General features: G+C 43.4%; 19 protein-coding genes. 3 read left to right on the top strand and 16 right to left on the bottom strand.

Annotated elements, in window-relative coordinates; genetic code table 11:
• The 4 genes from IE104_RS07455 to rimO are packed head-to-tail and all read right to left on the bottom strand — an operon-like array spanning nt 1 to nt 4,511.
• A complete protein-coding gene (locus IE104_RS07455; protein ID WP_189417145.1) occupies nt 1-480 on the bottom strand; it encodes a pilin in 480 nt (159 codons plus the stop codon).
• 36 nt (nt 481-516) lie between these two features.
• Nucleotides 517-774 carry a GNAT family N-acetyltransferase gene (locus IE104_RS07460; RefSeq protein WP_189417146.1) on the bottom strand — a complete coding sequence of 86 codons (258 nt, stop codon included), beginning with the start codon at nt 772-774 and terminating at the stop codon, nt 517-519.
• 45 nt (nt 775-819) lie between these two features.
• A complete protein-coding gene (locus IE104_RS07465) occupies nt 820-3,057 on the bottom strand; it encodes a DUF748 domain-containing protein (RefSeq protein ID WP_444542196.1) in 2,238 nt (745 codons plus the stop codon).
• Between the two features lie 47 nt (nt 3,058-3,104).
• Entirely contained in the window at nt 3,105-4,511 is a 1,407-nt protein-coding gene (rimO, locus tag IE104_RS07470) for a 30S ribosomal protein S12 methylthiotransferase RimO (RefSeq protein WP_189417150.1), read from the bottom strand.
• A gap of 290 nt (nt 4,512-4,801) precedes the next feature.
• On the opposite strand from rimO, the gene IE104_RS07475 reads away from it, so the two are divergent.
• Nucleotides 4,802-7,144 (top strand): glycoside hydrolase family 9 protein, encoded by a 2,343-nt coding sequence (locus IE104_RS07475; protein ID WP_229837702.1) that lies wholly within the window; start codon nt 4,802-4,804, stop codon nt 7,142-7,144.
• A 54-nt stretch (nt 7,145-7,198) separates the two neighbouring features.
• Here IE104_RS07475 and IE104_RS07480 read toward each other — a convergent pair whose 3' ends face one another.
• Nucleotides 7,199-7,396: a hypothetical protein gene (locus IE104_RS07480; RefSeq protein ID WP_189417151.1), complete on the bottom strand. Its 198-nt coding sequence runs from the start codon at nt 7,394-7,396 to the stop codon at nt 7,199-7,201.
• Between the two features lie 85 nt (nt 7,397-7,481).
• Between IE104_RS07480 and IE104_RS07485 the strand changes: the two genes are divergently transcribed.
• Nucleotides 7,482-8,000, top strand: coding sequence for a hypothetical protein (locus tag IE104_RS07485; protein ID WP_189417153.1), 519 nt, complete (start codon nt 7,482-7,484; stop codon nt 7,998-8,000).
• Between the two features lie 178 nt (nt 8,001-8,178).
• Here the strand turns inward: IE104_RS07485 and IE104_RS07490 are convergent, their stop codons facing one another.
• From IE104_RS07490 to IE104_RS07500, 3 genes are all read right to left on the bottom strand, one after another.
• Entirely contained in the window at nt 8,179-9,357 is a 1,179-nt protein-coding gene (locus IE104_RS07490) for a MalY/PatB family protein (protein WP_189417154.1), read from the bottom strand.
• A gap of 63 nt (nt 9,358-9,420) precedes the next feature.
• Nucleotides 9,421-11,583, bottom strand: a complete 2,163-nt coding sequence (ovoA, locus tag IE104_RS07495; RefSeq protein WP_229837703.1) for a 5-histidylcysteine sulfoxide synthase — start codon at nt 11,581-11,583, stop codon at nt 9,421-9,423.
• Between the two features lie 92 nt (nt 11,584-11,675).
• On the bottom strand, nt 11,676-12,527 hold the full coding sequence (locus IE104_RS07500; protein ID WP_189417157.1) for an ATP-binding protein: 852 nt from the start codon (nt 12,525-12,527) through the stop codon (nt 11,676-11,678).
• A gap of 191 nt (nt 12,528-12,718) precedes the next feature.
• Between IE104_RS07500 and IE104_RS07505 the strand changes: the two genes are divergently transcribed.
• Nucleotides 12,719-13,417 (top strand): response regulator, encoded by a 699-nt coding sequence (locus tag IE104_RS07505; protein ID WP_189417159.1) that lies wholly within the window; start codon nt 12,719-12,721, stop codon nt 13,415-13,417.
• A 28-nt stretch (nt 13,418-13,445) separates the two neighbouring features.
• Here IE104_RS07505 and IE104_RS07510 read toward each other — a convergent pair whose 3' ends face one another.
• From IE104_RS07510 to ligA, 8 genes are all read right to left on the bottom strand, one after another.
• Entirely contained in the window at nt 13,446-17,126 is a 3,681-nt protein-coding gene (locus IE104_RS07510; RefSeq protein WP_189417161.1) for an ATP-binding protein, read from the bottom strand.
• A gap of 2 nt (nt 17,127-17,128) precedes the next feature.
• Nucleotides 17,129-17,878 carry a DUF4194 domain-containing protein gene (locus tag IE104_RS07515; RefSeq protein WP_189417163.1) on the bottom strand — a complete coding sequence of 250 codons (750 nt, stop codon included), beginning with the start codon at nt 17,876-17,878 and terminating at the stop codon, nt 17,129-17,131.
• A 1-nt stretch (nt 17,879) separates the two neighbouring features.
• The gene (locus tag IE104_RS07520; protein WP_189417165.1) at nt 17,880-19,403 is read right to left on the bottom strand and encodes a Wadjet anti-phage system protein JetA family protein; all 1,524 of its coding nucleotides are present in this window, start codon (nt 19,401-19,403) and stop codon (nt 17,880-17,882) included.
• Nucleotides 19,404-19,485: 82 nt separating this feature from the next.
• Nucleotides 19,486-20,082 (bottom strand): hypothetical protein, encoded by a 597-nt coding sequence (locus IE104_RS07525; protein WP_189417167.1) that lies wholly within the window; start codon nt 20,080-20,082, stop codon nt 19,486-19,488.
• A 55-nt stretch (nt 20,083-20,137) separates the two neighbouring features.
• Entirely contained in the window at nt 20,138-21,118 is a 981-nt protein-coding gene (gene hemB, locus IE104_RS07530) for a porphobilinogen synthase (RefSeq protein ID WP_189417169.1), read from the bottom strand.
• Nucleotides 21,119-21,172: 54 nt separating this feature from the next.
• Nucleotides 21,173-21,598 carry a hypothetical protein gene (locus IE104_RS07535; RefSeq protein ID WP_189417171.1) on the bottom strand — a complete coding sequence of 142 codons (426 nt, stop codon included), beginning with the start codon at nt 21,596-21,598 and terminating at the stop codon, nt 21,173-21,175.
• Nucleotides 21,599-21,643: 45 nt separating this feature from the next.
• Nucleotides 21,644-22,255 (bottom strand): transglycosylase SLT domain-containing protein, encoded by a 612-nt coding sequence (locus tag IE104_RS07540; RefSeq protein ID WP_189417175.1) that lies wholly within the window; start codon nt 22,253-22,255, stop codon nt 21,644-21,646.
• Complete coding sequence (gene ligA / locus IE104_RS07545) at nt 22,252-24,294, bottom strand: NAD-dependent DNA ligase LigA (RefSeq protein WP_189417177.1); 2,043 nt, start codon at nt 24,292-24,294, stop codon at nt 22,252-22,254. The genes IE104_RS07540 and ligA overlap by 4 nt, the downstream gene beginning before the upstream one ends.
• Nucleotides 24,295-24,321 lie beyond the last annotated feature (27 nt).

Below are 24,321 nucleotides of genomic sequence, written 5' to 3' on the forward strand. Positions count from 1 at the left end.
CTAAAAGCAGTTAATCGGCAGGTATTTGTTTTCAATATTAGTATTATTCACCCCTACAACAGTCATACCCTCAGGCACAGGCGAGTTTCCACATACCCAGGAAATGGGGCTTTCGGGTGAAGCTGTAACTACCATGGGGCGAATACTAAGGACTTTCTTTTTAAGCACTCCATTTGCTTTGTTGCCAAAGGTGATATTAAAAGCACCCATGACATAGTCTATGCGTTCAACATAATTACCGATTAAAAATTCCGGTTTCGGAATTCCAGCTTCAGCATTATGTCTGGGAAATTTTTTTTCGGTTTGGTAAAACAAGCCCACACTGTCTTTCAAGTTTTTAATCAGATCTACTGATTCTATAACCTGTGCGCGCGTATTTTTTGATTCAAAAGAAGGCATTGCCATAGTTGCGAGAATAGCAATTATAGCCAGCACAACCATGAGCTCGAGCAAAGTAAACCCCATGTTATGTTTTTGCATGATCCCTACCTTCTTATATTTTTGTGACCTTAAAACTTATCGAATAAATTTAGCTGCATACCAACAGCTAGCATGAAGTTCGTAACCTTGTTCCTTCGCCCACTTTATACCGGCGCGAACAAGCTTTTCAGCTAAGCCTTTACCTCTGAAAGCTGGAGGTACAAAAGTACTGTTAAAATCTATTGCTGTTACACCAGAAGCCTGCTTGCTCAAACTGTAATGCAAGACTGCCTGATCGCCTCCAGCTTCAATAACAAACATATTTTGCTCTACAAGGTGACGAAGATTATCCATATAAAACTCCAGAGCAATGCTGATTAACATCAGCCAAGATAAAGATTAAACTTCCAGCGTGAAAATAGCTTCACTGGTAGCGCATTGTTCCGCCTTTTCGCAGCGCGTTTCTGAGTTCAATAAAATTGTTTCGCCGGATACGCCCAATTGCAAAATAAAATATTGCTTCACGGCTTGCGCCCGTTCATGCGCCAAACGCGTAAGACGCTCAGGATTAACGCTTTCTGCAGCAATTAATGCCAGGTATTTTTCCTCTGCTCCCGACACTGAATTTTTGTCAGCAAGACCCAGGCCAGTATATTTTTCACTTACTGCTTTACTCCATGCTTCATCATGCGCTTTTAGGGAATCTAAAGTCACGCCAGATTTTTGCAGTGCGCTTTTTACTTGCTCTTCTTTGAGTGCTACCAAATCGCTTTTTTCATCGTAGGTACCTTGGACACTCAAGCGCATGTTAGGGCGTTTCTTTAAAGCCTCTGTTAATAAATTCAATTTTTCTTTAGCCGTATCTGTAAGCTGCGACTCGCCAGATGTAAACTGAATTTTTCCCAAATCTTCTTTGGTATTTAATAAGTTGCTAATAAATTTAAATGGCGAACTTACAATTTTCTTCAGCGTGTTCCCCAATGCGCGAACAATAATATCCCTAAGTTTGAATTGCGGGTCGCTAGGCGTACCGGAAATTTCAGTATCCAAAATAGCTTTACCATTTTCATCCGTAAGCATCGCCAAACCAAGACGTAAAGGAATATCTACAACATGGGTGCCGCGAACTTTTTCGCCAAATTCTAAATGATCAATCACTACGTGATTTTTCCCCAGAATTTTTCCATCTTCATAATGATAGTTTAAATCAGCACTCAACAGGCCCTTATTAATTTTCCATCCTGCATATTCCGCTGAGTATGGCGACAAAGCTCCCATATCCATTTGTTTAAACGACAAAAGCGCATCCAGCTTTGGAGCGGCTCTAAATATATTTGCCTTTCCTTTAAGAGTAACGGGAGCATAGCCATCGACATTGCCATTTAAATCTATGCTGGCTAAGGTATTTTCGTCTGATGAAATATTGATAATGCTTCCGGTAAAATTCTGAACAATCGCCGTGAAAGACGGCACCAGTGATTGGTCATAAAATCCTATTGCAGCTTTGTTAACTGCCAGGCGATCGACTGCAAATTGCCATGGCTTTTTAGATGGACCAACTGCTGCAATAGTCGTCGTTGAAGCGGGTGCGGGGGTTACAATCATTGCCTGTACATTTGTTTTTCGGTCTTTATCAATTATAAATTGCCCATCCAGTTCATTAAGCGTTACCAAGGGCACATGAATAGATTTTTCAGTGAGCAAAATTTCAGCATCTTCCCACTCAAGGCTTTTCCATTTAACTGCATCTTGTTCCATGCTGGTGGGACGGAGTTTCAAATCACTTAGCCTGCCCTTACCGGTAATTTTTTGTGGCGCACCTGCAATTAAGTCGATACGGTTGTGAAATTCAAAAGCACCATTTAATACTTCAAGCCTGACATAAGGCTCCAATAAACCGTTAAACCAAATAAAAGGGATATTATTTGCGTTTACTTCTACAGTACCGGAAAGCGATGAAATATCAATTTGACCTGTAAGGGAAATTCTTGCTGACTTATTCAAATCAGCCTTTAAGCTAAAGCCCGATGATTTGTGATTTCGCAAATCTATATTTTCAATAGAAAAATTAAGGGGTGCAGCGTCTACTGAAACATTTTTCAACGCCAACATACTTGAATGCACAGCCGAATTAATCACCGTCAATTTTTTTATAATGACAGGAACAGCTGATTTTTCAGATTTTGCAGGCGCTGCTTTTGCAATAGCTTGCTGATGTTTTATAACATCATCAAAATTCCACAAACCACTTTCTTGCTGAACTGCAGTTGCTTTGAGCTGACGAATGGTAATTTCATTTATAACGATGCTGCGCTCACGCAAAGATTGCATACACGCCAAATTAATATTGACATCATCTGCCTGCCATAAATTAGCGGCATCTTTTAAATGGCCAACACTGAAATTGCATTTAAAAAGTTGAAGATTAATTTTGTCATGATGGAGCCCATGACCGGTTTGCTGACGGTATTGCTCTGATACAGAGCGATTAACCCACGGCAGAATCAGAGTGTAATAAGCCACATATAAGAGGACAAAAAGTATAATTAAAACGCGCAGAATGATAGAGCGGTAAAGGCGGGAAATAACGCGGTTAAACAAATGACGACCCAAGTTACATAAACTCCTGTTTAACAATGAGCGCGCTGGATTCCCTAGAATCCAGCGGCTTTTAAAATGAGAAACTAATCGACTTTAGTGCCCCACAAATCATATTCGTCGGAATGTTCGATAAGTACGTTGACCAAATCACCAGGTTTCACGTTTTCTTCGCCGTTCAAATAAACACAACCATCAATTTCCGGTGCATCCGCAAAGCTACGACCAATCGCACCTTCATCGTCAACTTCATCAATTAAAACTTGCAAGGTCTGCCCTACTTTCAGTTTCAAACGCTCAGTTGAAATTTCTTGCTGCAATTGCATGAAACGATCATAACGTTCTTGTTTAACGTCATCTGGAACATGATCTGGCAAATCATTCGCCTTGGCACCTTCAACAGGCGAATATTGGAAGCAACCAACGCGGTCCAATTGTGCCTCTTTTAAGAAATCCAAAAGTTGTTGGAAGTCATCTTCTGTCTCACCGGGGAAACCGACGATAAAGGTTGAGCGAATGGTGAGATTAGGTACTTGCTCTCGCCAGCTCTTGATACGTTCCAACGTACGCTCAACTTGGCCCGGGCGACGCATTTTGCGCAGTAAGGTTGGGCTGGCGTGTTGGAAGGGAATATCCAAATAAGGCAGAACTTTGCCCTGCGCCATCAAGGGGATCACGTTGTCCACATGCAAGTATGGATACACATAATGTAAGCGCACCCACACACCTAACTCGCCCAAAGCCGCAGCCAATTGGTACATATCAGTTTTAAGTGGGCGACCGTCCCAGAAATCAGTGCGGTTTTTGATGTCCACGCCGTAAGCAGATGTATCTTGTGAAATCACCAGCAACTCTTTCACGCCCGCCTTCACCAGGCGCTCCGCTTCGCTCATCACCTGACCTATGGGGCGACTGACAAGCTTGCCGCGCATATCAGGAATAATGCAGAAACTGCAGGAGTGGTTACAGCCTTCGGAAATTTTCAAATACGCGTAATGACGCGGAGTAAGCTTTACACCTTGTGGCGGAACCAAATCCAGGAAAGGATCGTGCTTCGGGTTTGGTGGCAAATGTTCGTGAACCTGGCTTAGAACTTCTTCATAGGCATGAGCGCCAGTGATTCCCAATACATTAGGGTGTATCTGAATAATTTCGTCTTTCTTGGCGCCCAAGCAGCCGGTAACCAACACCTTACCGTTCTCAGCCAATGCTTCACCAATCGCACCTAAAGACTCCTGTACGGCGCTATCAATAAAACCACAGGTATTCACAATCACCATGTCCGCATCGCTATAACTGGGCACAATGTTGTAACCCTCGGTACGCAATTGGGTAAGGATGCGCTCGGAGTCCACCAGGTTTTTGGGGCAGCCAAGTGATACAAACCCAATGGTATTCCCTTTGTTGTTGCCGGTTTGAGCCTGACTTGCCAGGGTTTTGGCGGGAGTATCCAAAGTGGTGGTTTGCGACGGATCGAAAGTATTTACGGTCATAAGTTCTCGTGTGCCGGATAAGGCTTAGGCAGAGCTGAAAAAAGGCCGCTATTGTAGGCGTTTAGGCAGTTTTTTGCATGGAAGTTCGCAGCCTCCAACAAAAAATTCCAGATAATCACTTCTTTAGACCCAGTCACTTTAAGCAATTTTTTCTGGAACACCTGGATTGTCGCAGCCACTTTCGGTCAAGGCGTGAAGTGGGGAGAGTTTAGTGGGCAGAACAACTAGCCTTCGTGCGCGCTTGGATGACACCAAGCCCTCTATAACAACAACGAATGGAGAAATTCCCCATGACCAAACACTTACTTGGATCGAGCCTTATAAGTCTTTTCTTACTGAGCGCCTGCGGCGGAGGCGGCTCGTCGACCAGCAATAACAACCTCCCAAGCTCATCTTCTACGTCCAGTGCAAGCTCTGAGGCAACTTCGAGCAGTTCAAGCTCCAGTAGTTCTAGCAGCGCTCCGGCAGCGGCTACCAGTCTTCGTCTGGAGGCTGAAGATTACATTGATTATTACGACAGCAACGCTGCCAATCAGGCCGGGGCTGATTATCGCAAAGGCGATGGTGTAGATATTGAAGCCTCTACCGATACCGGCGGTGGCTACAATGTGGGTTACATCGATAGCGGCGAATGGCTCGAGTTTGGTATCAAGGTTACTAAATCCGGTAACTTCAGTGCCGATGCTCGAGTCGCCTCAGCCCAAGCCGGTGGCAAATTTCAGTTGGAATTGGATGGCGTAAAAATTGGGGATGAACTCCAAAGCCCTAATACGGGAGGCTGGCAATCGTGGCAAACGGTTAGCGGCACTTTAGGAACTATTGCAGAAGGAGCTCATAGTCTATGTGTACAAATGAAAAGCGGTCCGTTCAACCTTAACTGGATCGAGCTCAAATCCAGCGATGGCGGCGCATTGGAAGTTAATAAGCCGACCAAATCAACCAAGTCAGCATGTGACCATCCAGTCGCTCCACCCACCACAACGGTTCCCACCAAAATTCGTTTAAATCAATTGGGCTTTTTACCTGCTGCACAAAAAATTGCCGTTGTCCCCGGTGTAGCTGCAACCAGTTTTAGCATTGTTGATGCAAGCAACACTGAAGTTTTGTCAGGAAGCTTGAGCGCAGCTGCTACCTGGGAGCCTGCATTGGAATCGGTAAAAATTGCAGATTTTTCTTCACTCACTAAAACAGGAAATTACAAAATTCGCGTAACCGGTGTTGATGACCAGGCAGCCTTTGCAATTTCAGAAACAGCCTACGGGCCAGTGAATGCTGCTGCACTTAAAGCTTTTTATTTTAATCGCGCAAGTCTTGCCTTGGTTGCTGCTAATGCAGGTCAATATGCGCGTGCTGCAGGCCATGCGGACAATATTGTAAAAATCCACGCGTCAGCCGCAAGCACTGCACGCCCGGAAGGAACCATTATTTCAGCACCTAAAGGTTGGTATGACGCGGGCGATTACAATAAATATATCGTTAACTCAGGCATTACAACTTACACACTCCTCGCTGCGTTTGAAAACTTTCCGGATTATTTTAAAACACAAAACCTAAACATTCCTGAAAGTGGAAATTCAGTGCCGGATATTTTAAATGAGACTTTGTGGAATATTGAATGGATGCTCGCCATGCAAGATCCAAACGATGGTGGCGTCTATCATAAGTTAACCAGTAAAGGATTCTCTGGTTTTGTTATGCCGGATCAAGATACCTCTGAGCGTTTTGTTGTACAAAAAACAACGGCAGCCACTTTGGATTTTGCTGCAACTATGGCAGCAGCGAGCCGGGTTTATGCAAATTATGAAAGCCAACATCCAGGTCTCTCTGCAAAAATGCTTACCGCTGCGAAAAATGCCTATGCATGGGCTAAAGCAAATCCCGCAATTTACTATTCACAGCCAAGCGATATACAAACAGGTGGCTATGGTGATGAAAATGTTAAAGATGAATTTGCGTGGGGAGCAGCAGAACTTTATATCGCCACCAAAGATGACAGCTATTACACCGCATTAAATCCGGCAAGTTTGGATGCAAATATTCCCAGCTGGGGCAGCGTACAAAGTCTTGGGTGGATTTCTCTTGCGCACAATCTGGATAAGCTTACTGCCGCAGCTGACAAAACACTTATAAAAAGTAAATTGGACGCTTTGGCTGCAACGCTTGTCAGTAAAAAACAAAATTCTGCATTTTCAGTTTCTTTAGAGAAAGGTGATTTCTTTTGGGGAAGTAATTCCGGCGCAATGAATCAGGCAATGATTTTATTGGAGGCCTATCAACTGGATAAAACCAAACATCAGTATCTTGAGGCTGCACAATCTTTGTTTGATTACGTATTGGGCAGAAACCCAACAGACTATTCGTTTGTAACAGGCTATGGAAATAAATCGCCAATGCATATTCATCACCGCCCTTCTGCGGCGGACGGAATTGAAGCCCCTGTTCCTGGATTTTTAGCAGGCGGTGCAACCTTGGATGGGACTTACGATTGTGGTGCGAGCACCTATCCTTCACCTTTAATTGCAAAATCTTATGTGGATAATGAATGTAGCTATTCAAGCAATGAAATTGCCATTAACTGGAACGCGCCTTTGGTTTATGTTTCAGCTGGCTTGCAAGTTCTTACTGCAAAATAGAAGAAGTCGGCAAGGATGCCGACTTTAAACAAAATAGCTGTGCACACATTTTTTCTAAGAGGGATTTATACTTACAAAATTGCTGTACAGACCTTCAGTATCATAGGTAGCAATTTGAAACTCGTAATCACCCTTTAAATAATTAAAATAATAAGCATCTGTAAAACCATCGGCAATGCGGATAGTTTTGAATTCACTTTCGCTTTTTAATTTGTATCTCAATTCATACCCACCTATTTCAGTTATATCCAAATAGTCACCATTCTCTCGCTGGGTGGGAACATTCCAATATAATTGTACTGAGCCATCGATAGTCTGACTTGATGTCGAGGATGAAGTGGCTGATGATGAAACACCTTTTGACGAAGATGCGCTGCTTTTGGACGAAGACGAAACCGATTTTGGTGATGACACTGAGCTAGATACAATTGGAGTAGTAGTTGAGCTTGAGGGAGCGCTTGAACCCGGCGTTGTTATTGGAGGAGTAGAAATCGTTGATGTAGCTGATGATTTGGGTGTTGTAGTTGTCGTCGACGTGCTTACAGATGAAGAAGAATTTGAAGCTGGATCAGGTTTTGGCGATGCATCTGAAGGTGCTATAGAACTCGAAAAATCACTTTTCACATTCCCTGCATTAGTGGAACCACTGGCACTTGCTCCCCCGCCGCAAGCCGCTGTAAGCAACGGTGCAATAAAAACCATTACCGCCGTTGTTGCTTTTAAGCGACGCTGCCAATTTAAATTAGTTTTCAATTGGTGGCGGCTAATAAAACCCAACTCAATTAAAATTTCGCCGAGTTCGGTTTTAGCATTAATATTTTTGGTGCCAAATCTCTGCGACTGTAAAGCTTGCTGAATTTCAATTGCTTGTCGCAATTGCGGGCGCGTAATTAATCCTTTTTCAACTAATAAGTCACCTAAACGTAAAGACTTGTGGAAATCCGCCATAACAACTTCACCTATGGTTCAATTTGTTCGGAATAAAATTACCATTCAGACCTTAGTGTAGGACAGCAAAAAAAACAATTAATTTTCTATTTAAAGTTATTGTGATTAATATTTTCACAGATACGTTCTAGAGATTCGACAATTGCAGCTCTGGCAGTCCCTATATTCATTCGCATAAATCCACTTCCTCCTTCGCCAAATACGGTTCCTGGATTCATTCCAACCTTGCACTTTCGAATAAAAAAATCGCGGAGCTGCGGGTCTGTCATGCCTAACTCGCGACAATCCAGCCATAGCAAATAGGTCGCTTCCGGTTTAATCATTTTTATTTGTGGGATATTTTTTTGGAGGAAATCGGCGACTAGATCGCGAGTGGATTCCAAATATTTCATTAACGCATCTAACCAGACATCGCCATCACGGTAAGCAGCTTCAAATGCCACAATACTTAGGGGATTAGTATTGCCGACGTGCAAAGTTTCAAACGCGGCTTTCATCGCTTTGCGCTGCTCCACATTAGGAATTACTAATGCTGATAGCCCCAGGCCTGGAATGTTAAAAGTTTTGTTGGGTGCAATGGTGGTAACAATTTTGTCGCCAGGCTGCGCTAATCGCCCAAGCATAATGTGCGTGGCTTCAGAATAAATTAAATCCGCATGAATATCGTCAGATAAAATTGTGAGGTCGTATTGTCTTGCGATACGCAAAACTTCCTGCAACTCTTTTTCATTCCATACACGGCCAACAGGATTGTGCGGTGTACAAAGCATCAACAATTTTGCACCTTGTTGGGCACAGCTTTCTAAATGTGCAAAGTCGATCTCATAATGCCCATGAGTTTCGCGCAAGGGATTTAATATTAATTTTCGGTGATTGGTAGTAACTGCAGAAAAAAATGGAAAATAAACCGGCGGCTGAACAATAACGCCTTCGCCTTCATTAGCAAATGCTTTTACCGCAGCAAAAAGAGATGGCACCACACCTGGGGCCATTAAAATCCAATCGCGTTCAATCTTCCAATGATGACGTCGTTCAAACCAATCGATAATGGATTGGTAAAGACTTTCAGGGTAAAGCGTATAACCAAATACCGGATGATTAATACGTTCTTGCAAAGCGCGGGTCACACATTCAGGTACGGCGAAATCCATATCTGCAACCCAAAGGGGGGTTACATCTTCGGTACCAAAGTATTGTTTGCGGCCATCAAATTTTACGGCGCCGGTGTTTTCGCGGGAAATGGGTGTATCAAAATCAAATGACATTAAATGAATTCTCACTAAGCCGAACTAGCAGCTAGACTAATCCGGCCAGAGAAGGCAAGTCAATTATTTAACACGCTTCCAAAAAGTGACTTCAGAAAGTGTGTGTTGAAATTTGCGTTTGGTTTCGCGAATAACGAAAGGAACTTCAACAGGTTGTTGTACCAATTCAAAATGTTCACCCAAACGAGCTTTTAAACCATCAAAAGTGGTGAAACTTTCCCCATCCTTTTTAAATCCACCCACCCAGTCTTCCCGAGGTGTGTGTTCAGTAAGCCAGGTATAGGGGGATGCGAGCATCAACACACCACCCATGTTTAAGCGCTCATGAATTGAATCTAAAAATTTCGCTGGATTGTATAAGCGGTCAATCAAATTGGCAGCGAGGATAAAATCATAGCCAGTAAATTGTGGTTTTAAATTACATGCATCGCCCTGGAAAAATTCAACCTTATCTTTGGTGTGGTGCAAACCTAAATCTGCAAGACTGCGCGATTTATAATGTACTAGTTCTCCTTCGTCCGTAAGCGTATAGCGTAGAGTTTCACCTTGGGAAAGATGGACGCCTTGCCCGATAAAACGTGCAGAAAAATCGATTCCTGTCACAAAATCAAAGTGTTTAGCTAACTCAAAAGTAGCGCGACCCGACGCACAACCTATATCCAAAGCTTTTAATTTCGGTGCGTCACCCATAAGTTCTATAGCCATGTCAGCCAAAGCTTTGGAGAAGTTAGCCACGCCAAAATATTCATTGCCATAATGAAATTCTGCATATTCCGACAATAATTTATCCGTTTCGTAATGAGATCCTGGCACTGGCTTTAATTCCTCTGAAACAACGTAGCGGAAACCCGCGTGTTGGAAAAAATGGCGACGAAATGCATAGCGCGAATCACGCAAAGTTTCGTTGCCGCATGAAATCCATGAACCGCCTTTAATCAAATTGTGGCGTTCATCAAATGTTGGTGTGGTGAAATCATCGTAAATGGTGTGTACATCAAATCCTTCAAACGGATATATTGGCGTTTCTGTCCATTGCCACACGTTCCCCACTACATCAAAAAATTCACCGTGTGAAAATTTATTAACCGGGCAAGATGAAGCCCAATAGTCTAACTGGATATTGGCATTTGCTTTTTGCGAACCAATATCTTTTAATCCTGTTGTGTCGTATAAACGATACCATTCATCTTCAGTGGGAAGACGTACCGCCAAGCCAGTTTCAGATTTTTTCCAATTACAAAAAGCTTTAGCTTCGTGGTAATTTACTTCCGCTGGCCAATCCCACGGCATAACAACTTCTTCAGTCATTAAACGTAAATACCACTGGTTGTTTTTCTTTAGCCAAAAAGTAGGATGCTGCGCGCGGGTAAACGCTAACCAGCCCTGCCCTTCTTCCTCCCAAAAGTGTTTATTTTTGTAGCCATCCGCGTTTACAAACGCCAAAAATTCCTGGTTGCTGACTAAAAATTTACTCGCCTGAAACTCACTGACATCGGCAGAATGTGAGCCATATTCATTATCCCATCCATAGTAAGGATTGGATTTATCTTTCCCCAATATCACATTCCCGGCATCAATTTTAATTAATTCATTGATCGGCGCAGCACCTGTTTCGCGGCAAGGTTTCCATTGCGGATGATTTTTTACGTAAGCTAATTTGTGTTGACGAATTAAAACTGAAGAGGTTTCTAAATGAATACGCTCGTGCTCTATTCCCATAATGATTGCCCACCATGGATTATTCCAATCCACCGGTAATTGCAATGGTGCCGTTTCAATTAAATTAATCACTAGTGCGCGCACTTGATCGCGATAAGCTTTTACTTCGGCAGGCGTTGGCCATTGGTAATTTGCATCATTGAGGTCATCCCAGCTCATTTCATCCACACCCACAGCAAAGATAGATTCAAAGCGTGGGTTAATTCTTGAATCAATCATGCGAGCCAACAACAACTTATTAACAAAAAAAGTGGCGGTATGACCAAAATAAAAAATAAGGGGATGGCGCAGCGGAATAGATTTTTCGTAATAGGCTTGATCGCAAGTCAAAACTTCAAATAAAGATTCATAACGATCAAAGGTCGTTACAAAATATTCGTGCAATTGTTGACGCAATGCTAAGGTATTTTCTTCACGCAAATTAGGCGTTCGCGTAAATAATGGCTGTTGCACAGAAACATCCTTCAAATGATTACCTTTGCGAGCCGTGCTATGTCCCGTTTGCATAATCCTCACCATCTCATTTCTGCATTGTCTTTCATCAATCAATCGAGCGAATCTGTATTCATTCGATTCAACCGGAAAATCTTAAAATCAAATTACAATCGGCCCACGTAATCTTTAGCAAATTGCCAGGCAATTCGGCCGCTGCGCGCACCGCGGCTGCGATGCCATAAAAGTGCATCAAACTCAGTTGTTTCACCCCAGGTTCCGCCTAAATATTCCACCCAGTAGCGGGCGGCAGCGAGATAATCATCTTGTGAAAAAGAATAAAAACTTAGCCACAACCCAAACCGTTCAGAAAGAGAGACTTTTTCTTCGGTGGTATCACTGGGGCGAACCTCACCGTCCTCGTTGCTAACATCCAGATTTTCGCGCATTTTTTCGGGCAACAAATGGCGGCGATTGGAGGTCGCGTAAAACAAAATATTGGAGGAAGGCGCTGCGATCGAACCATCGAGCGCAGATTTAAGCGCCTTGTAGGTGCTCTCACCTTCTTCAAATGACATGTCATCACAAAAAATAATGAATTTTTCCGGGCGCTGACTTACCAAATCCACAATATCTGCCAGCTGGATGAGATCTGTTTTATCTACCTCAATAATTTTTAATCCTTGGTCGGCAAACTCATTCCAACAGGCCTTCACCAAGGTCGATTTACCGGTGCCACGCGCGCCTGTCAGCAACACGTTATTAGCGGAACGCCCGGCTACAAACTGCGCTGTATTGCGAACTATGGCTTGCTTTTGCGTTTCTACGTTCTTTAGCGAATTTAGATCAATCTTGTGTGGATTTTTCACCACCTGCAAGTAACCTTTGTCACCAACCGGTGCGCGCCACCGAAATGCGCTGCCAGTCCAGTCTGGCTCTGGCTTCGGACTGGGCAAAACTTGCTCAACACGGTCAATAAGTTGCTCTAAACGGGAGATAAGTTGGTCGAATTGCGACACTGAAAATTCCTCAAACAGCTGGAGACGAATGGAAAATGGGCTATAGTTTTTGCAAGAGTTGCCAATGAACGAGGCATTGAACGCGCTGTTACAGCCGACTTAATGGCCGGAACCATTATAGAGAAGTTATGTAGCTTTTGTTGTTTGTAGCCACCATTGATGTTTCAAACACCTACTGCTCAGGGATAATTATGTTTACCAAGCCTGAAATAAACCTTATTACCAAAACCCTGCAACACAGACGTGACTGGATTGCGAAGAATCTGGGCAATCCTGATCAGCAAGCCCTTAAAGAGCAAAATCAACAAACACTTAGCATCATCGACAATGCCATCAGCAAATTAAATTCCATTACCCCTGTTGATAATACTCCCACGACCGCCAAGCCCCCTAAACTGACTGGCGCGCAGAGGCGTAACCAATTAGAGCCCGCCCAAATTCGGGTGCTCATAGTAGACGATGACGAAATGATCGCATCGCTATTACAAATGCTTTTGCATTCAACGGGTGTTCGCTATGTAGATATTGCTTCCGACGGATTGAAAGGTATCAGCATGTTGTACGATGCAAACCCAGTCTACGACCTGGTACTTTGCGACTGGCATATGCCGATTAAAAACGGGCTGGATGTACACAATGCCATGCGCGCTGCCGAGCGCTACATGGAAACCTGTTTCATTTTGGTTACTGCAGTTACCGAAGCCAAGCTAATCCGCTCAGCAATTGAAGAAGGCGTAGACGACTACATTGTCAAACCATTGGAAGAGCAAACCACTATAAAAAAATTGGCTCGCCACTTTCCTAAACTCCCGGTTCCTGAGAACGCTACCATGTTGGGGATTTGCGCTACCGACATACCGTCACCGGAAGAAGGAACAGATAAGAGCTAATTAAGGTGCCGATTTCCGGCACCTTATTTTAAACAACTTCAACGCCTTCAACTTCCACCATAAAATCCAGGCTTGCTTGCTGACGAATTGTGCGCCGATGATTCGCCATGAGTTTGGCAATTTTTTCCTGATCGCAAACTTGTCGATCCAACACCACACGCGTTTTTAATTCACCAACAGGCTCAGCTGTCGGGCATTTGCTAAACACGAACTGATTGGAAATTAAATCCATAAAAGGACCAGACTTACTGCTCGGCATAATAAAGTTCAGCTGCAAACCTAAACTTTCTGTCAAATAATTAATCACTTCACGCGAGCGATGCTCGTCCATTTTTGAGAAAGCTTCATCAACTAACACCATACGCAAATGACTACTGCCCTCATTGAAACGGAATGCCGATGTAATAGCTGCGCTGCGGATAATATACGCCGGGGTTTCTAACTGCCCGCCAGAACCTGTGCCATATTGACTCAATGCAATAGGCGCTTTGCCCTCCGGCTCTTTGTAAATTTCGTAGCAACGATAATTGCGATAATCCGCAATGCGCGTTAATTCGCGTAAGGCTTTTTGCTCGTCTTCATCGAGCAACATACTCATCAAACGTTCGCGAACCTTTTGGTGTTTTTCTTCAAGCTTCATATTGAAGAGTGTCTCACCATCACCGAGATTTGGACTATCAATAACGGCTTTAAAGAATTGCCAATACTCTTTAAATTCCGGCACCCACTCCCAATCAAAACGGAAGCGCTCACGGTCAGCACCAAAGCGATGATGTTCCAACTCTTTGTTTAATTCTTCAAGCGTTTTCTTGCCATCATTAATCGCTTGATAAATAGAATGGCAGAGATTTGAAACAAACGCGTTGTTAAAGCTCAAGCGTAAAGATTCAATTTCCTGATGACGTTGCGCAAGAATATGGTTTTTATCGCGATTATAAAGCGCATCAAATTGACGACGCATATCGCATACATGGCGGAAATTGCTCGAGCCAAGTTCATCGTTGTAATCAAGGTTAAAGAGAATTGAATCCGCGCTTAAACAGAATTGGTTGTGCTGCATAACAGCCTGTTGTAAACGATGCAAAATTGATTTTAATTCAGCGTTTACGCTAGCCAGGCTATTTTCAAAATAACCAATAGACTGCTGACCAACAGCTTCGTCAGCCGCTTGCAAGCGTTCATCGACATTAAAATCTGGCCACAAACCTGCAATAGATTGTAAATTTGCTTCGCACTCATCAACGACAGCGAGAGTTTTATCCTGCTCCGCATCTAACTTGTGACACAGAACATCCGCATTTTTTAACTCTGCACGGCAATCAACCTGCGCATTATTAATCTCATTGAATTGCTTTTGCTGTTCGTGCAAACGCGCTTTTAATTCATTGAGTTCCTCGTCCAATGCTTTGGTATCGCTTAAATCCAATTGCTGCAAACTTGCGTCTATAGCAGCAATGCGATCTTGAGCAGCAAGCATAGTTTGAAGCGTGTCGGCATAAGTGAGGATTTTTAATTTATCTACAGCGGCAAGCAAATGCTGCGCCTCATTGACATAATCCGTTGCGGCTTGAAGCTCTATATTAAGCGAATGAAATTCGTTGCGCTTAGCCTCAAGCGCTCGTTCACGCGCGCCCTGACCGAACACCAGGTCTGAATCAGCCATATCGCAGCGGAACATAGCGTAATTGCCAGAGCCCATTGCATCTTTAGTAATTCCGCGGCGGGTGTTTCGCAGCTCATTAGCAGATTCCACACGTTGAACATTTCCATAGCTTGCTTTTAAATAAGCTTCGGCTGTTGCGTGCGAAAAATTCATCACTTGAATTATAGAATTATTGGCAAAATCACCCGACTTCTCCCAATCCTTGCGCGCTTTCTCACCTTGAATAATACGGGCACGGTTAGCTTGCCCGCTCATGTTGCGCACTAGCGCTATAGCGTCCGCCTCATACTCTGGCGCAACAATGATACCGAAGCGTGCCGCACCAATATAACCTTCAATGGCGGCTTGCCATTCGTGATCAGTCACATTGACATAATCACACAAGACTCGCGCATCTGCTTTGGGACACTGGACAGCGATTGCTTCAAGTGCCGCACGTACAAATGGTGGATAGTTAACTTGATGTGCTTCCAGCGTCTGGATTTCCCGGCGTTTTGTTTCAATAGTTTTTTGCAAACGTTCCGCACTAGCACGACGCTTATCTCTTTCTTGTGCTAATTGATCGCGCAAATTAATTCTATTGCCTTGATGTGCTACTGCAGAACTGGCATCCAACGCAAACAAACTATGAACAAACAAATTGTGATTTTTTTGCTGCTCAACTACCGAATCCAAATGTTGTACTAATGGACTCACATCAATCCAATCACGATTGAGCAGCTGGTGGATATCAATAGATTCTTCGCAGGTAGAAATGGCTTTGGCTAACTTGTTGAGGTGCGCATCTTTTAAAGCAGGAATTTCCAGTGCAATGGATGTGTTGCGCAGGGTTTGCGCACATTGCTGTGCAGCTTCCATATTAAGCTTCAACTGCTGATCTTGCTTAAGCAATTCAGGAACATTATTGTGAATAAGTTTTTCTTGAGCAATTTTTTCCTGTTCGAGCTGGTCTTTATCACGCAGCGCTGGAACACCCAAACGGCGAGCAGTAGCCGCTAAAATTAATTGATTGATTTCATCACGCCTACTTTCACATAAAGCCAACGATTGAGTATGGCTAGCGGCAGCTTCACGCAAAGCTTGCTGCTTGTGTTTTGCGTCAAGATATAAAGACTGGCAGTCACCAAAACGACGTTTAGCAACAGAATAATGCAACACTTGCTGTTCAAGCCAGCTCGCAATAAAGTTATCGCTCAGTGTTCGCCCGGTTGCCATGCGGTCAATTGCCTGGCGCAAGTTCCGCGCATCGGACTCCATGGTATGAATGCGTTTAAGCATGGCCGACACATTGCGAATCGCCTCACCCAAATCGCGATATTCAAGAACCTCATTGGCCACAAACTCATCAATACCTTTAATAGGTTTGTAAGCCATAAATCGAGAAAATGCACGTGCAGCATTCATAGCTTCGCGTTCAGATACAGCATCTTTTCGGCCGCGCAAAATTCCATACAAACGGCACAGATAAGATTTTTTCTTATCGTATTTTTCAACCTGCTCTTGACCATATTGGCGGCGTAAACCTGCGTAGATTTTATCAAGCGGCACTACGTACTTATGCGTGTTTTCTTCTTTTAATAAATCTTTCAGGCTGAGTGCAACATCACTCAATATATAAAAATGACAATCATCCAAACGCGCTACTTTTTGTTGGCTTGCGCCCTGCCCCGCTGTTTCAACGAATGCGCGCATACCAATTAAAGCGGTAAAGGGCTCGCCATTTTCGCCTTGGGTTGGATGAAACACAGCCGCCAAATAACCATCGCAACCTTGCGGGCGTGAATAGGCACCGTCATCGCAACCTAATACATAGGATGCAAGTGTTCGCACCAATTTCCCACCACGACCGCGCTGGCTGGACTCATCTTGCCCAGGATTAAAATGAAATAAATTATCGTGCGCCGCAGTCATGATGGTTTGAATAGCATCAGCCGCTGTGGTTTTACCTGAACCATTACCGCCCGAAAACAAATTAATGGGGCCGAATTCAAATTCGGTGTTAGGCACATTGCCCCAGTTAATGTAGATAAACTTTTTTAGGAACATAATTAAGATTCAGTATCGAAAATGGACTTAGTAAGATGTGGCGATCTTTTCTGTGTTGGCTTAACAGCCAGCTCCTCTGCGTCAGGCTCATCATCAACCAACAATAAATTATCAGCCAAGTAAGTACGAATTTGATTGAGCCATTCGTTACTAACCAGATTAATAATCAATGGACGAATTTTTATCCAGCTCTCACCAGAATCCACGTCAGCTTCAGCAAAATAATTAATTAAGCGCAATTGGCGTAAACGTTTAAATGCCTGTCGACGCTCACCAATATTTTCAGGCAAGTTACGGCGCAATAAACTTTTCATCGCTAGTGAAATTGCTTCAAGCGAAAGCGTTGCACAGCCCTGCTCGTCTATTACGCCTTCACGCAAAGCTTTATCGTATTCAGCGCGTAAAACTAAAATTAACGCTACTTCATGCTGATTTAAACGGCTGCGAAAGCCGCCATTGAAAGGTTCATCAGTTTCGTCTTCCATACCGGGCAAGCGCGCACCTGGCGGAAGAATACGTACAAAATTGAATTGAGTATCGTGCTGAAAACGCACGCCCATTAAGGCTAAATAATCATTCACTGTTTCATGGATTCGTACAAAGCGATCATAAAGTTCCGCCTCAACTTGCGAATCATCGCGACAGAGAACCCCATAATCCAGCAAGCGTTGAATCAATTCGCGCCAGTCATCGAGAGATAAATTATGTTTATCGAGCTGCTCTTCCAAGTCAGCGCTAAAAATATTGCTCATACTATTTTCCATCATCGAGCAGCGAAATCACAAATTGATCGCGCCGCTTGAAGTAATGATCATCTTGAATTTGAGGTGGTTCATGCAGCCAGGTTAGATCCTGGTCAATTGAAAAACGAAAGCGTGAAGACAAATTGTCAGCTGCGCCAACTTCAATTGCATGTGCAAGATTCAGCAACTCTTGCATGTTGGTTGCGTTCAATTGGCGACTATTAAGGCTACCGCTTGTAGCGAGTGCTTTTTGCACATACTCACGAATTTCGCTACCTTGCAAAATAAAGGCACGGTCTAATGCTTGCTGAATAAATATTTCTTTTTGCGCCTCTGCATCCAAAGCTTTATCGCCATCAACTGCGGAGCGAACAATTTGCTGCGCACGTGCAGCACGTAATTGAATTTGCGATGGATCAACAAAGCCCAATTGCATACTCGCCAACGTCTCGCCCTGTTGTTGGAGCAAAGTATCTTGTTGATCTGGCGGCAATTGCGCCAATGAACGATAAACATCCATCAAATCATCTTGACTGCGGCTATTAATGTAACTGAGCTGGCGAATAATAATGTCGGCACGTTGAGTAAACGTATTCAATGCCCGGCGCAAAGCGGGCAACATAATTTCACATGCATTTTTTAAACGTGACTCAATGGTTTGCAAAAGCGTATCCAACAGCGATACGCCCTGTACAACGCGCTGCGGCAAGGCTTTGCGCAAGCGAATCTCCATCACTGCACGCCAGTCTTTTTCTGCAGTTTCAGCATCACCTTGGCCATATTTACGCTTGCGGCGAATTTTGGTGATGATGTCAGAAATTTGGTCACGATATTTTTCTACACTATCTGCGGATAAACGAACTTCCAAATCCGGTTTGAAGACGGTTTCCATAAAGTCAAAGAATTCATCGCTCGCCTGCTGGATAAGTTGACGCGACTCAACTTCACGTACCAGCTGACGTTTGCGCTCTTCAAGCTCAGCAATCACATCAGTAAAATCGCTGATAATACGTTCAGAATATTCATAGGCATCGAGCAAGTCATGAATTTCGCCTTGCTCATAAAATGCCTGCAAGCTGTTACGCGTATTGCGTGTATTACGGTTGCGTGTGCGAAAATGATTGGCTTGGTTATCCGCAAACGGTTGGGTGAATAAACGCCCCATACGGCTAAAACCATATGTGCTTTGCAAAGTAGTTTCATCAACTTGCTTTTCTAACCAACCGTTTTCGAGCAGGCGGTTAATAATAAAACTTGCTAAATCTCGTTGCGTTTTGAAGCGCCCTTCCTGAGTTTCAATCAACTCTCCTTGCGCATTAAAATCTTCTTCATCTTTATCAGCATCCAAAATTGGCGCACGGGCAATTGATTCTTTAATGATATCCATAAGCTGCTCACGATTCATGGCATTACCATAATCGCGCAGATCGGTATAAAGACGTTGATACAAAAGACTCAAACACTGGGCAACCAACTCACGGTATTTTCCTGTGAGCGGATTAAAAAAGTGTTGGCGGGAATCGCTAAAGAACATTGGAGATGTATAAAACTCAAAATATTATATTAAATACAAAGCGGATTAACCTCAATTAACAGCAATCCGCAATGAATACTGACTAGATAATAACGCCAAAGCTACCCGCGGCAATTACCATGAAAACGCCCATGATGATATAGAAAATAGCTGTTGTATTATTGGATTTAATATCGTGCTCAATGAAATAATCATTCATACCCGCGACAATACGCTTTAATAATTCTGCATCGTTTGACTTTTTTAGCCTAAGCTGCCCTGTGCCAACCCAAGATTGAATTGCCACTTGAAGATTTGCATTCTCAGAAATCAACTTAACAACCGAAAGCTGCTCTTCAAATACAATGTTGTTTTTATTTAAGGAACCGTGCAATGAATTCCTAAAGGTTTCATCATAGATTCCAATTGCCACATAGCCTTTCATTTGAATCCAAAAAAACACTAACAAACATATAAACATAATTGGATTCAAATATAGAATGAATCCCATTCTCTTACCCGCCTCCGAACCTACCATACTAAAAAAATTAACAAGTTGCGGCGAAAAAGCAAGAGCCATAAATACAAAAAATATCCTCGCTGGGACCAACATTGGTCGCTTTGAAGAAACAACTTTGACACCGATGGCTAGAAAAAACGCAGCCATAAGAATAAACATTCCAACAAAATATAATTTCATTTCACTTTTCCTTAGTTGAGTTATTAGTATGTAGAGCTATTCAATAACTAAAAAATTAATTAATCCAATCAGCCAATTTTTCCGCGTAATAGGTAATGATCAAATCTGCACCCGCACGCTTAAATGCAATCATGGTTTCCAACACAATCGATTTTTCATCAATCACACCAGCCGCTGCGCCAGCTTTAATCATGGCATATTCACCGCTTACGTGATAAACAGCCAAGGGACGCGATGAATTTGCGCGAATATGCGCAAGAATATCCAGATAAGCGGTGCCAGGTTTTACCATCAAAATATCTGCACCCTCAGCTTCGTCTTGCATTGACTCTGAAAGCGCTTCGCGTGCATTGGCAAAATCCATTTGATAAGTGTTGCGTGTGCCTTTGAAGGTGCTATCAACAGCATCACGGAATGGACCGTAAAAAGCGGAAGCGAATTTTGTTGAGTAGGACATTACTGGAATATGAGTAAAGCCCGCCTCATCTAAAGCTTGACGAATCGCGCTAATCATTCCATCCATCATGCCCGACGGTGCGATCATGTCGACTCCTGCTTGTGCGGCCACAACAACTTGTCGTTGCAGATTCACAAGAGTCGCATCGTTATCAACATCATTCTTATGTGTAACACCGCAATGACCATGGGTTGTGTATTCGCAAAAACAATTATCACTAATGACAAGCATGTCGGGTTGCGCATTTTTTGCGGTGCGAATCATTCGAGCAAGTAAGCCATCTTGCGCCCAGGTATCTGAACCCACTTCATCTTTATGTGTGGATACACCGAACAACAACACCGCGCGAATACCTTTGCTCCACGCTCGCGTTACGATTTCCGCTAATTGCGATTCCGGGTAACGATATACATCAGGCATTGATTTAATGGCAACAGGAGCATTAATGCCCTCTTCAATAAAAATAGGCAGAATAAAATCGCTCATGCGCAAATGAGTTTCGCGTACCAATTCGCGCAGCGCAGAAGTTCTGCGCAAACGGCGAAAGCGAAAATCTGGCGTAATTAAATTATTTGACATGATATTTACCAATTTATTTGGGAGCCTTGGCTGCCTTTAAATTCACAAGATTTCTTAAATGCTTAATGCGCCTTCATGACTCCACTCGCACTTCACATTAAACTCACCGGAGCCAGGTACGTGGCAATTGCCTCCGGCTTCCCATGTGAATGTATGAGTACCTGACAATTCAGTTTCCAAATGCACTGTGGCTGATACCCAGTACATTCTGCTTAACAATTGTTCGAATTGTGCAATCCACTGATCCCATTCATATTCAACCGCTTTATAAGAAGCACCGAAATGTAAAACTTCAGTTTGGTAATTGTTGTTAAGCACATTTACTTCTGGAATAGAAAACATTTCCTGACATAAAAATGGCCACTGGTCAGCTGTAGGCAAACTTAGCATGGCCTCGCGATTTATGCGTAAGCGCTCGGAATAGTTCGCCATCGCAGGAATATCTTTTATGCAACCATAGACAATTGATTCTTGATCCATACTGGCTCCAATGTGCATCAAATATAAATTACATAAATAATTCTATTAAAAAGGCCACCACCAGTGACCCCTATCCAAACCATCTTCACACTGCTGTAATTGTTTCGTGTAATCTGCAGAACGCGTTGCAACTTTTTGCGCGGTCGATTTTAACCAAGCTTTACTGTTATAAGTTTTCTTATTAAACCCACCGTGCCCTTCGTGATAGGCAAGATAAAGATTGTAAGCATCGTTGCGCTTAATTTTGCTACGTTTTTCGCTTTGGTAGTTATACCAGCCAATAAAATCTACTGCGTCTTTAAAGTTATCCCTTCTTGCCCACATGCCACCTTCTGCACGCTGGTAATCATCCCATGTATCTGATTTAACCTGCGCAAAGCCGTAAGCGCTACTTGGGCGAGGGCCGGGGAAAATCCACAATATTTTTGTACGTGCTGGCCGCGCCTTTTGTACAAACTGTGATTCTTGATACATGATAGAAATCATAATAGGCACAGAGGTGCCCCATTTATCTTCTGATTTCTTAGCAGCCTTGTACCAATCACTCTTTTCGCCAAAGATGTCACAAATATTATTCGGATTTGAGGGGGGCGTTGTTGCGCAACCACTCAAAAAAGAGACACAAAATAACAAACACAATGACGCCATTAATTTCATTCTGGCAATTGTCCATGTTGTTTTAAAAGCGCCAACAGATCTTCCTCTGTGAGCACAGGAATCCCAAGCTCTTCCGCTTTTTGCAGTTTTGAACCAGCGCCGGGACCTGCAACTACATAATCGGTTTTTGCGGATACACTTCCCGACACTTTTGCACCGAGCGCCAATAGATGCGCTTTTGCATCATCGCGACTAAAAATTTCAAGCGAGCCTGTGAGCACATAGGTTAAACCAAGCAAAGGCGCATCAGTCGCCGTTGCAACTTCATCAGGCCATTGGATACCTGCTGCTTTCAATTGCGCCACGGCTTGACGATTATTTTCTTGCTGAAAAAATTCAAAAGCAAAGTGTGCTACTACAGGCCCAACATCAGTAACCTGTTGAAGATTCAATTCGTCAGCAGTAGCAAATGCCTCAAAGGTACCGAAGTGTTTAGCAAAATTACGTGCAGTAGCTTCTCCCACTTCGCGAATACCCAACGCATAAATGAATTTGGCAAGTGTCGTTTTTTTACTGATTTCAAGCGCCGCTAAAATATTGTCTGCAGATTTTTCACCCATACGATCAAGATTCGCCAACTGCTCTCGAGTCAACGAATAAATATCTGCAAGATTATTGATCATGTTGAGATCAACCAACTGCTCAACTAATTTATCGCCAATGCCTTCTACATTCATGGCTTTGCGTGACACAAAATGCTTAATAGCCTCTTTACGCTGTGCGGCACAAACCAAACCACCATCACAACGCGCAACAGCTTCACCTGGAACAGTTTCAACTGGAGAACCACACACAGGACAAGTTGTTGGAAAAATAATGTCGCGTGCATCTGTTGGGCGCTTTGATTCGACAACAGCAACAATTTGCGGAATTACATCACCTGCCCGACGGACCACAACTGTATCGCCAATTTTAATACCCAAGCGATTAATTTCGTCACGATTGTGCAAAGTAGCATTTGAAACAGTAACACCGCCAACAAAAACCGGCTGCAAGCGCGCCACAGGAGTTACCGCGCCCGTACGCCCCACTTGAAACTCAACATCTTGCAGCAGCGTCATTTCTTCTTGCGCGGGAAATTTGTAAGCCACTGCCCAGCGTGGCGCACGGGAAATAAAACCCAACTCGTCCTGCAACTTGCGCGAATTAACTTTGAATACAATGCCGTCGATATCGTATGCGAGCGCACTGCGCTTTTCGTGAATACGGCGATAATATTCCAAACATTCTTGAATATTATTAGCAGCATCCAATTCACGATTAATTAAAAAACCCCAACCTTGCAGGGATTTTAAAATATCAGTATGGCGATCAGGCAACTCCCCTCCTTCAACCAAACCAACACTGTAGGCACACATTTCTAAAGGGCGCGCAGCAGTCAACCGTGAGTCCAGCTGACGCAAACTACCCGCAGCCGCATTGCGTGGATTAATAAATAGCTTTTCCCCAGCAGCAAATGCTTTTGCATTAAACTTTTCAAAGCCAGCTTTAGGCATATAAATTTCCCCGCGCACCTCTAAGGTTTGCGGATAACCTTTGCCCAACAATCGCAGGGGAATCGAAGCAATAGTGCGCACATTTTGCGTAATATCTTCACCATTAGTGCCGTCACCACGGGTTGCGCCACGCACCAATATGCCGTCGCGATAAATCAAACTAACTGCAATACCATCAAGTTTTACTTCACAGGCAAATTCGATATCTTCTTTTGATTTCAATCGATCTTGTATGCGCTTGTTGAAAGCGAGCAAATCTTCATCGCTAAACGCATTATCAAGAGAAAGCATGGGCATTTCATGCACAACAGTAACGAAAGCACTTAGTGGTGCTGAACCAACACGCTGAGTGGGGGAATCAGGAGTAATTAATTCAGGATGCTCAGCTTCAAGATTTTTTAACCGCTGCATGAGGCGATCATATTCTGCATCGCTAATCTCTGGCGCATCCAAACTGTGGTAACGATGGTTATGATAATTAATAGCTGAGCGAAGCTGCTCAAGCTCGGAAGAAACAGCAGGAGAAACTGAGTGACTAGACATAATATAGTTAAACTCTTCTGGTCAGCC

This window comes from Cellvibrio zantedeschiae (genome assembly GCF_014652535.1).
In the GTDB taxonomy this organism is placed as follows: domain Bacteria; phylum Pseudomonadota; class Gammaproteobacteria; order Pseudomonadales; family Cellvibrionaceae; genus Cellvibrio; species Cellvibrio zantedeschiae.

Excerpts from the sequence above, each read along its gene's own strand:
- IE104_RS07455 (WP_189417145.1), bottom strand. The coding sequence starts at position 480 with ATGCAAAAACATAACATGGGGTTTACTTTGCTCGAGCTCATGGTTGTG.
- IE104_RS07460 (WP_189417146.1), bottom strand. The coding sequence starts at position 774 with ATGGATAATCTTCGTCACCTTGTAGAGCAAAATATGTTTGTTATTGAA.
- rimO (WP_189417150.1), bottom strand. The coding sequence starts at position 4,511 with ATGACCGTAAATACTTTCGATCCGTCGCAAACCACCACTTTGGATACT.
- IE104_RS07475 (WP_229837702.1), top strand. The coding sequence starts at position 4,802 with ATGACCAAACACTTACTTGGATCGAGCCTTATAAGTCTTTTCTTACTG.
- IE104_RS07490 (WP_189417154.1), bottom strand. The coding sequence starts at position 9,357 with ATGTCATTTGATTTTGATACACCCATTTCCCGCGAAAACACCGGCGCC.
- ovoA (WP_229837703.1), bottom strand. The coding sequence starts at position 11,583 with ATGCAAACGGGACATAGCACGGCTCGCAAAGGTAATCATTTGAAGGAT.
- IE104_RS07505 (WP_189417159.1), top strand. The coding sequence starts at position 12,719 with ATGTTTACCAAGCCTGAAATAAACCTTATTACCAAAACCCTGCAACAC.
- IE104_RS07510 (WP_189417161.1), bottom strand. The coding sequence starts at position 17,126 with ATGTTCCTAAAAAAGTTTATCTACATTAACTGGGGCAATGTGCCTAAC.
- IE104_RS07515 (WP_189417163.1), bottom strand. The coding sequence starts at position 17,878 with ATGAGCAATATTTTTAGCGCTGACTTGGAAGAGCAGCTCGATAAACAT.
- IE104_RS07520 (WP_189417165.1), bottom strand. The coding sequence starts at position 19,403 with ATGTTCTTTAGCGATTCCCGCCAACACTTTTTTAATCCGCTCACAGGA.
- IE104_RS07525 (WP_189417167.1), bottom strand. The coding sequence starts at position 20,082 with ATGAAATTATATTTTGTTGGAATGTTTATTCTTATGGCTGCGTTTTTT.
- hemB (WP_189417169.1), bottom strand. The coding sequence starts at position 21,118 with ATGTCAAATAATTTAATTACGCCAGATTTTCGCTTTCGCCGTTTGCGC.
- IE104_RS07535 (WP_189417171.1), bottom strand. The coding sequence starts at position 21,598 with ATGGATCAAGAATCAATTGTCTATGGTTGCATAAAAGATATTCCTGCG.
- IE104_RS07540 (WP_189417175.1), bottom strand. The coding sequence starts at position 22,255 with ATGAAATTAATGGCGTCATTGTGTTTGTTATTTTGTGTCTCTTTTTTG.
- ligA (WP_189417177.1), bottom strand. The coding sequence starts at position 24,294 with ATGTCTAGTCACTCAGTTTCTCCTGCTGTTTCTTCCGAGCTTGAGCAG.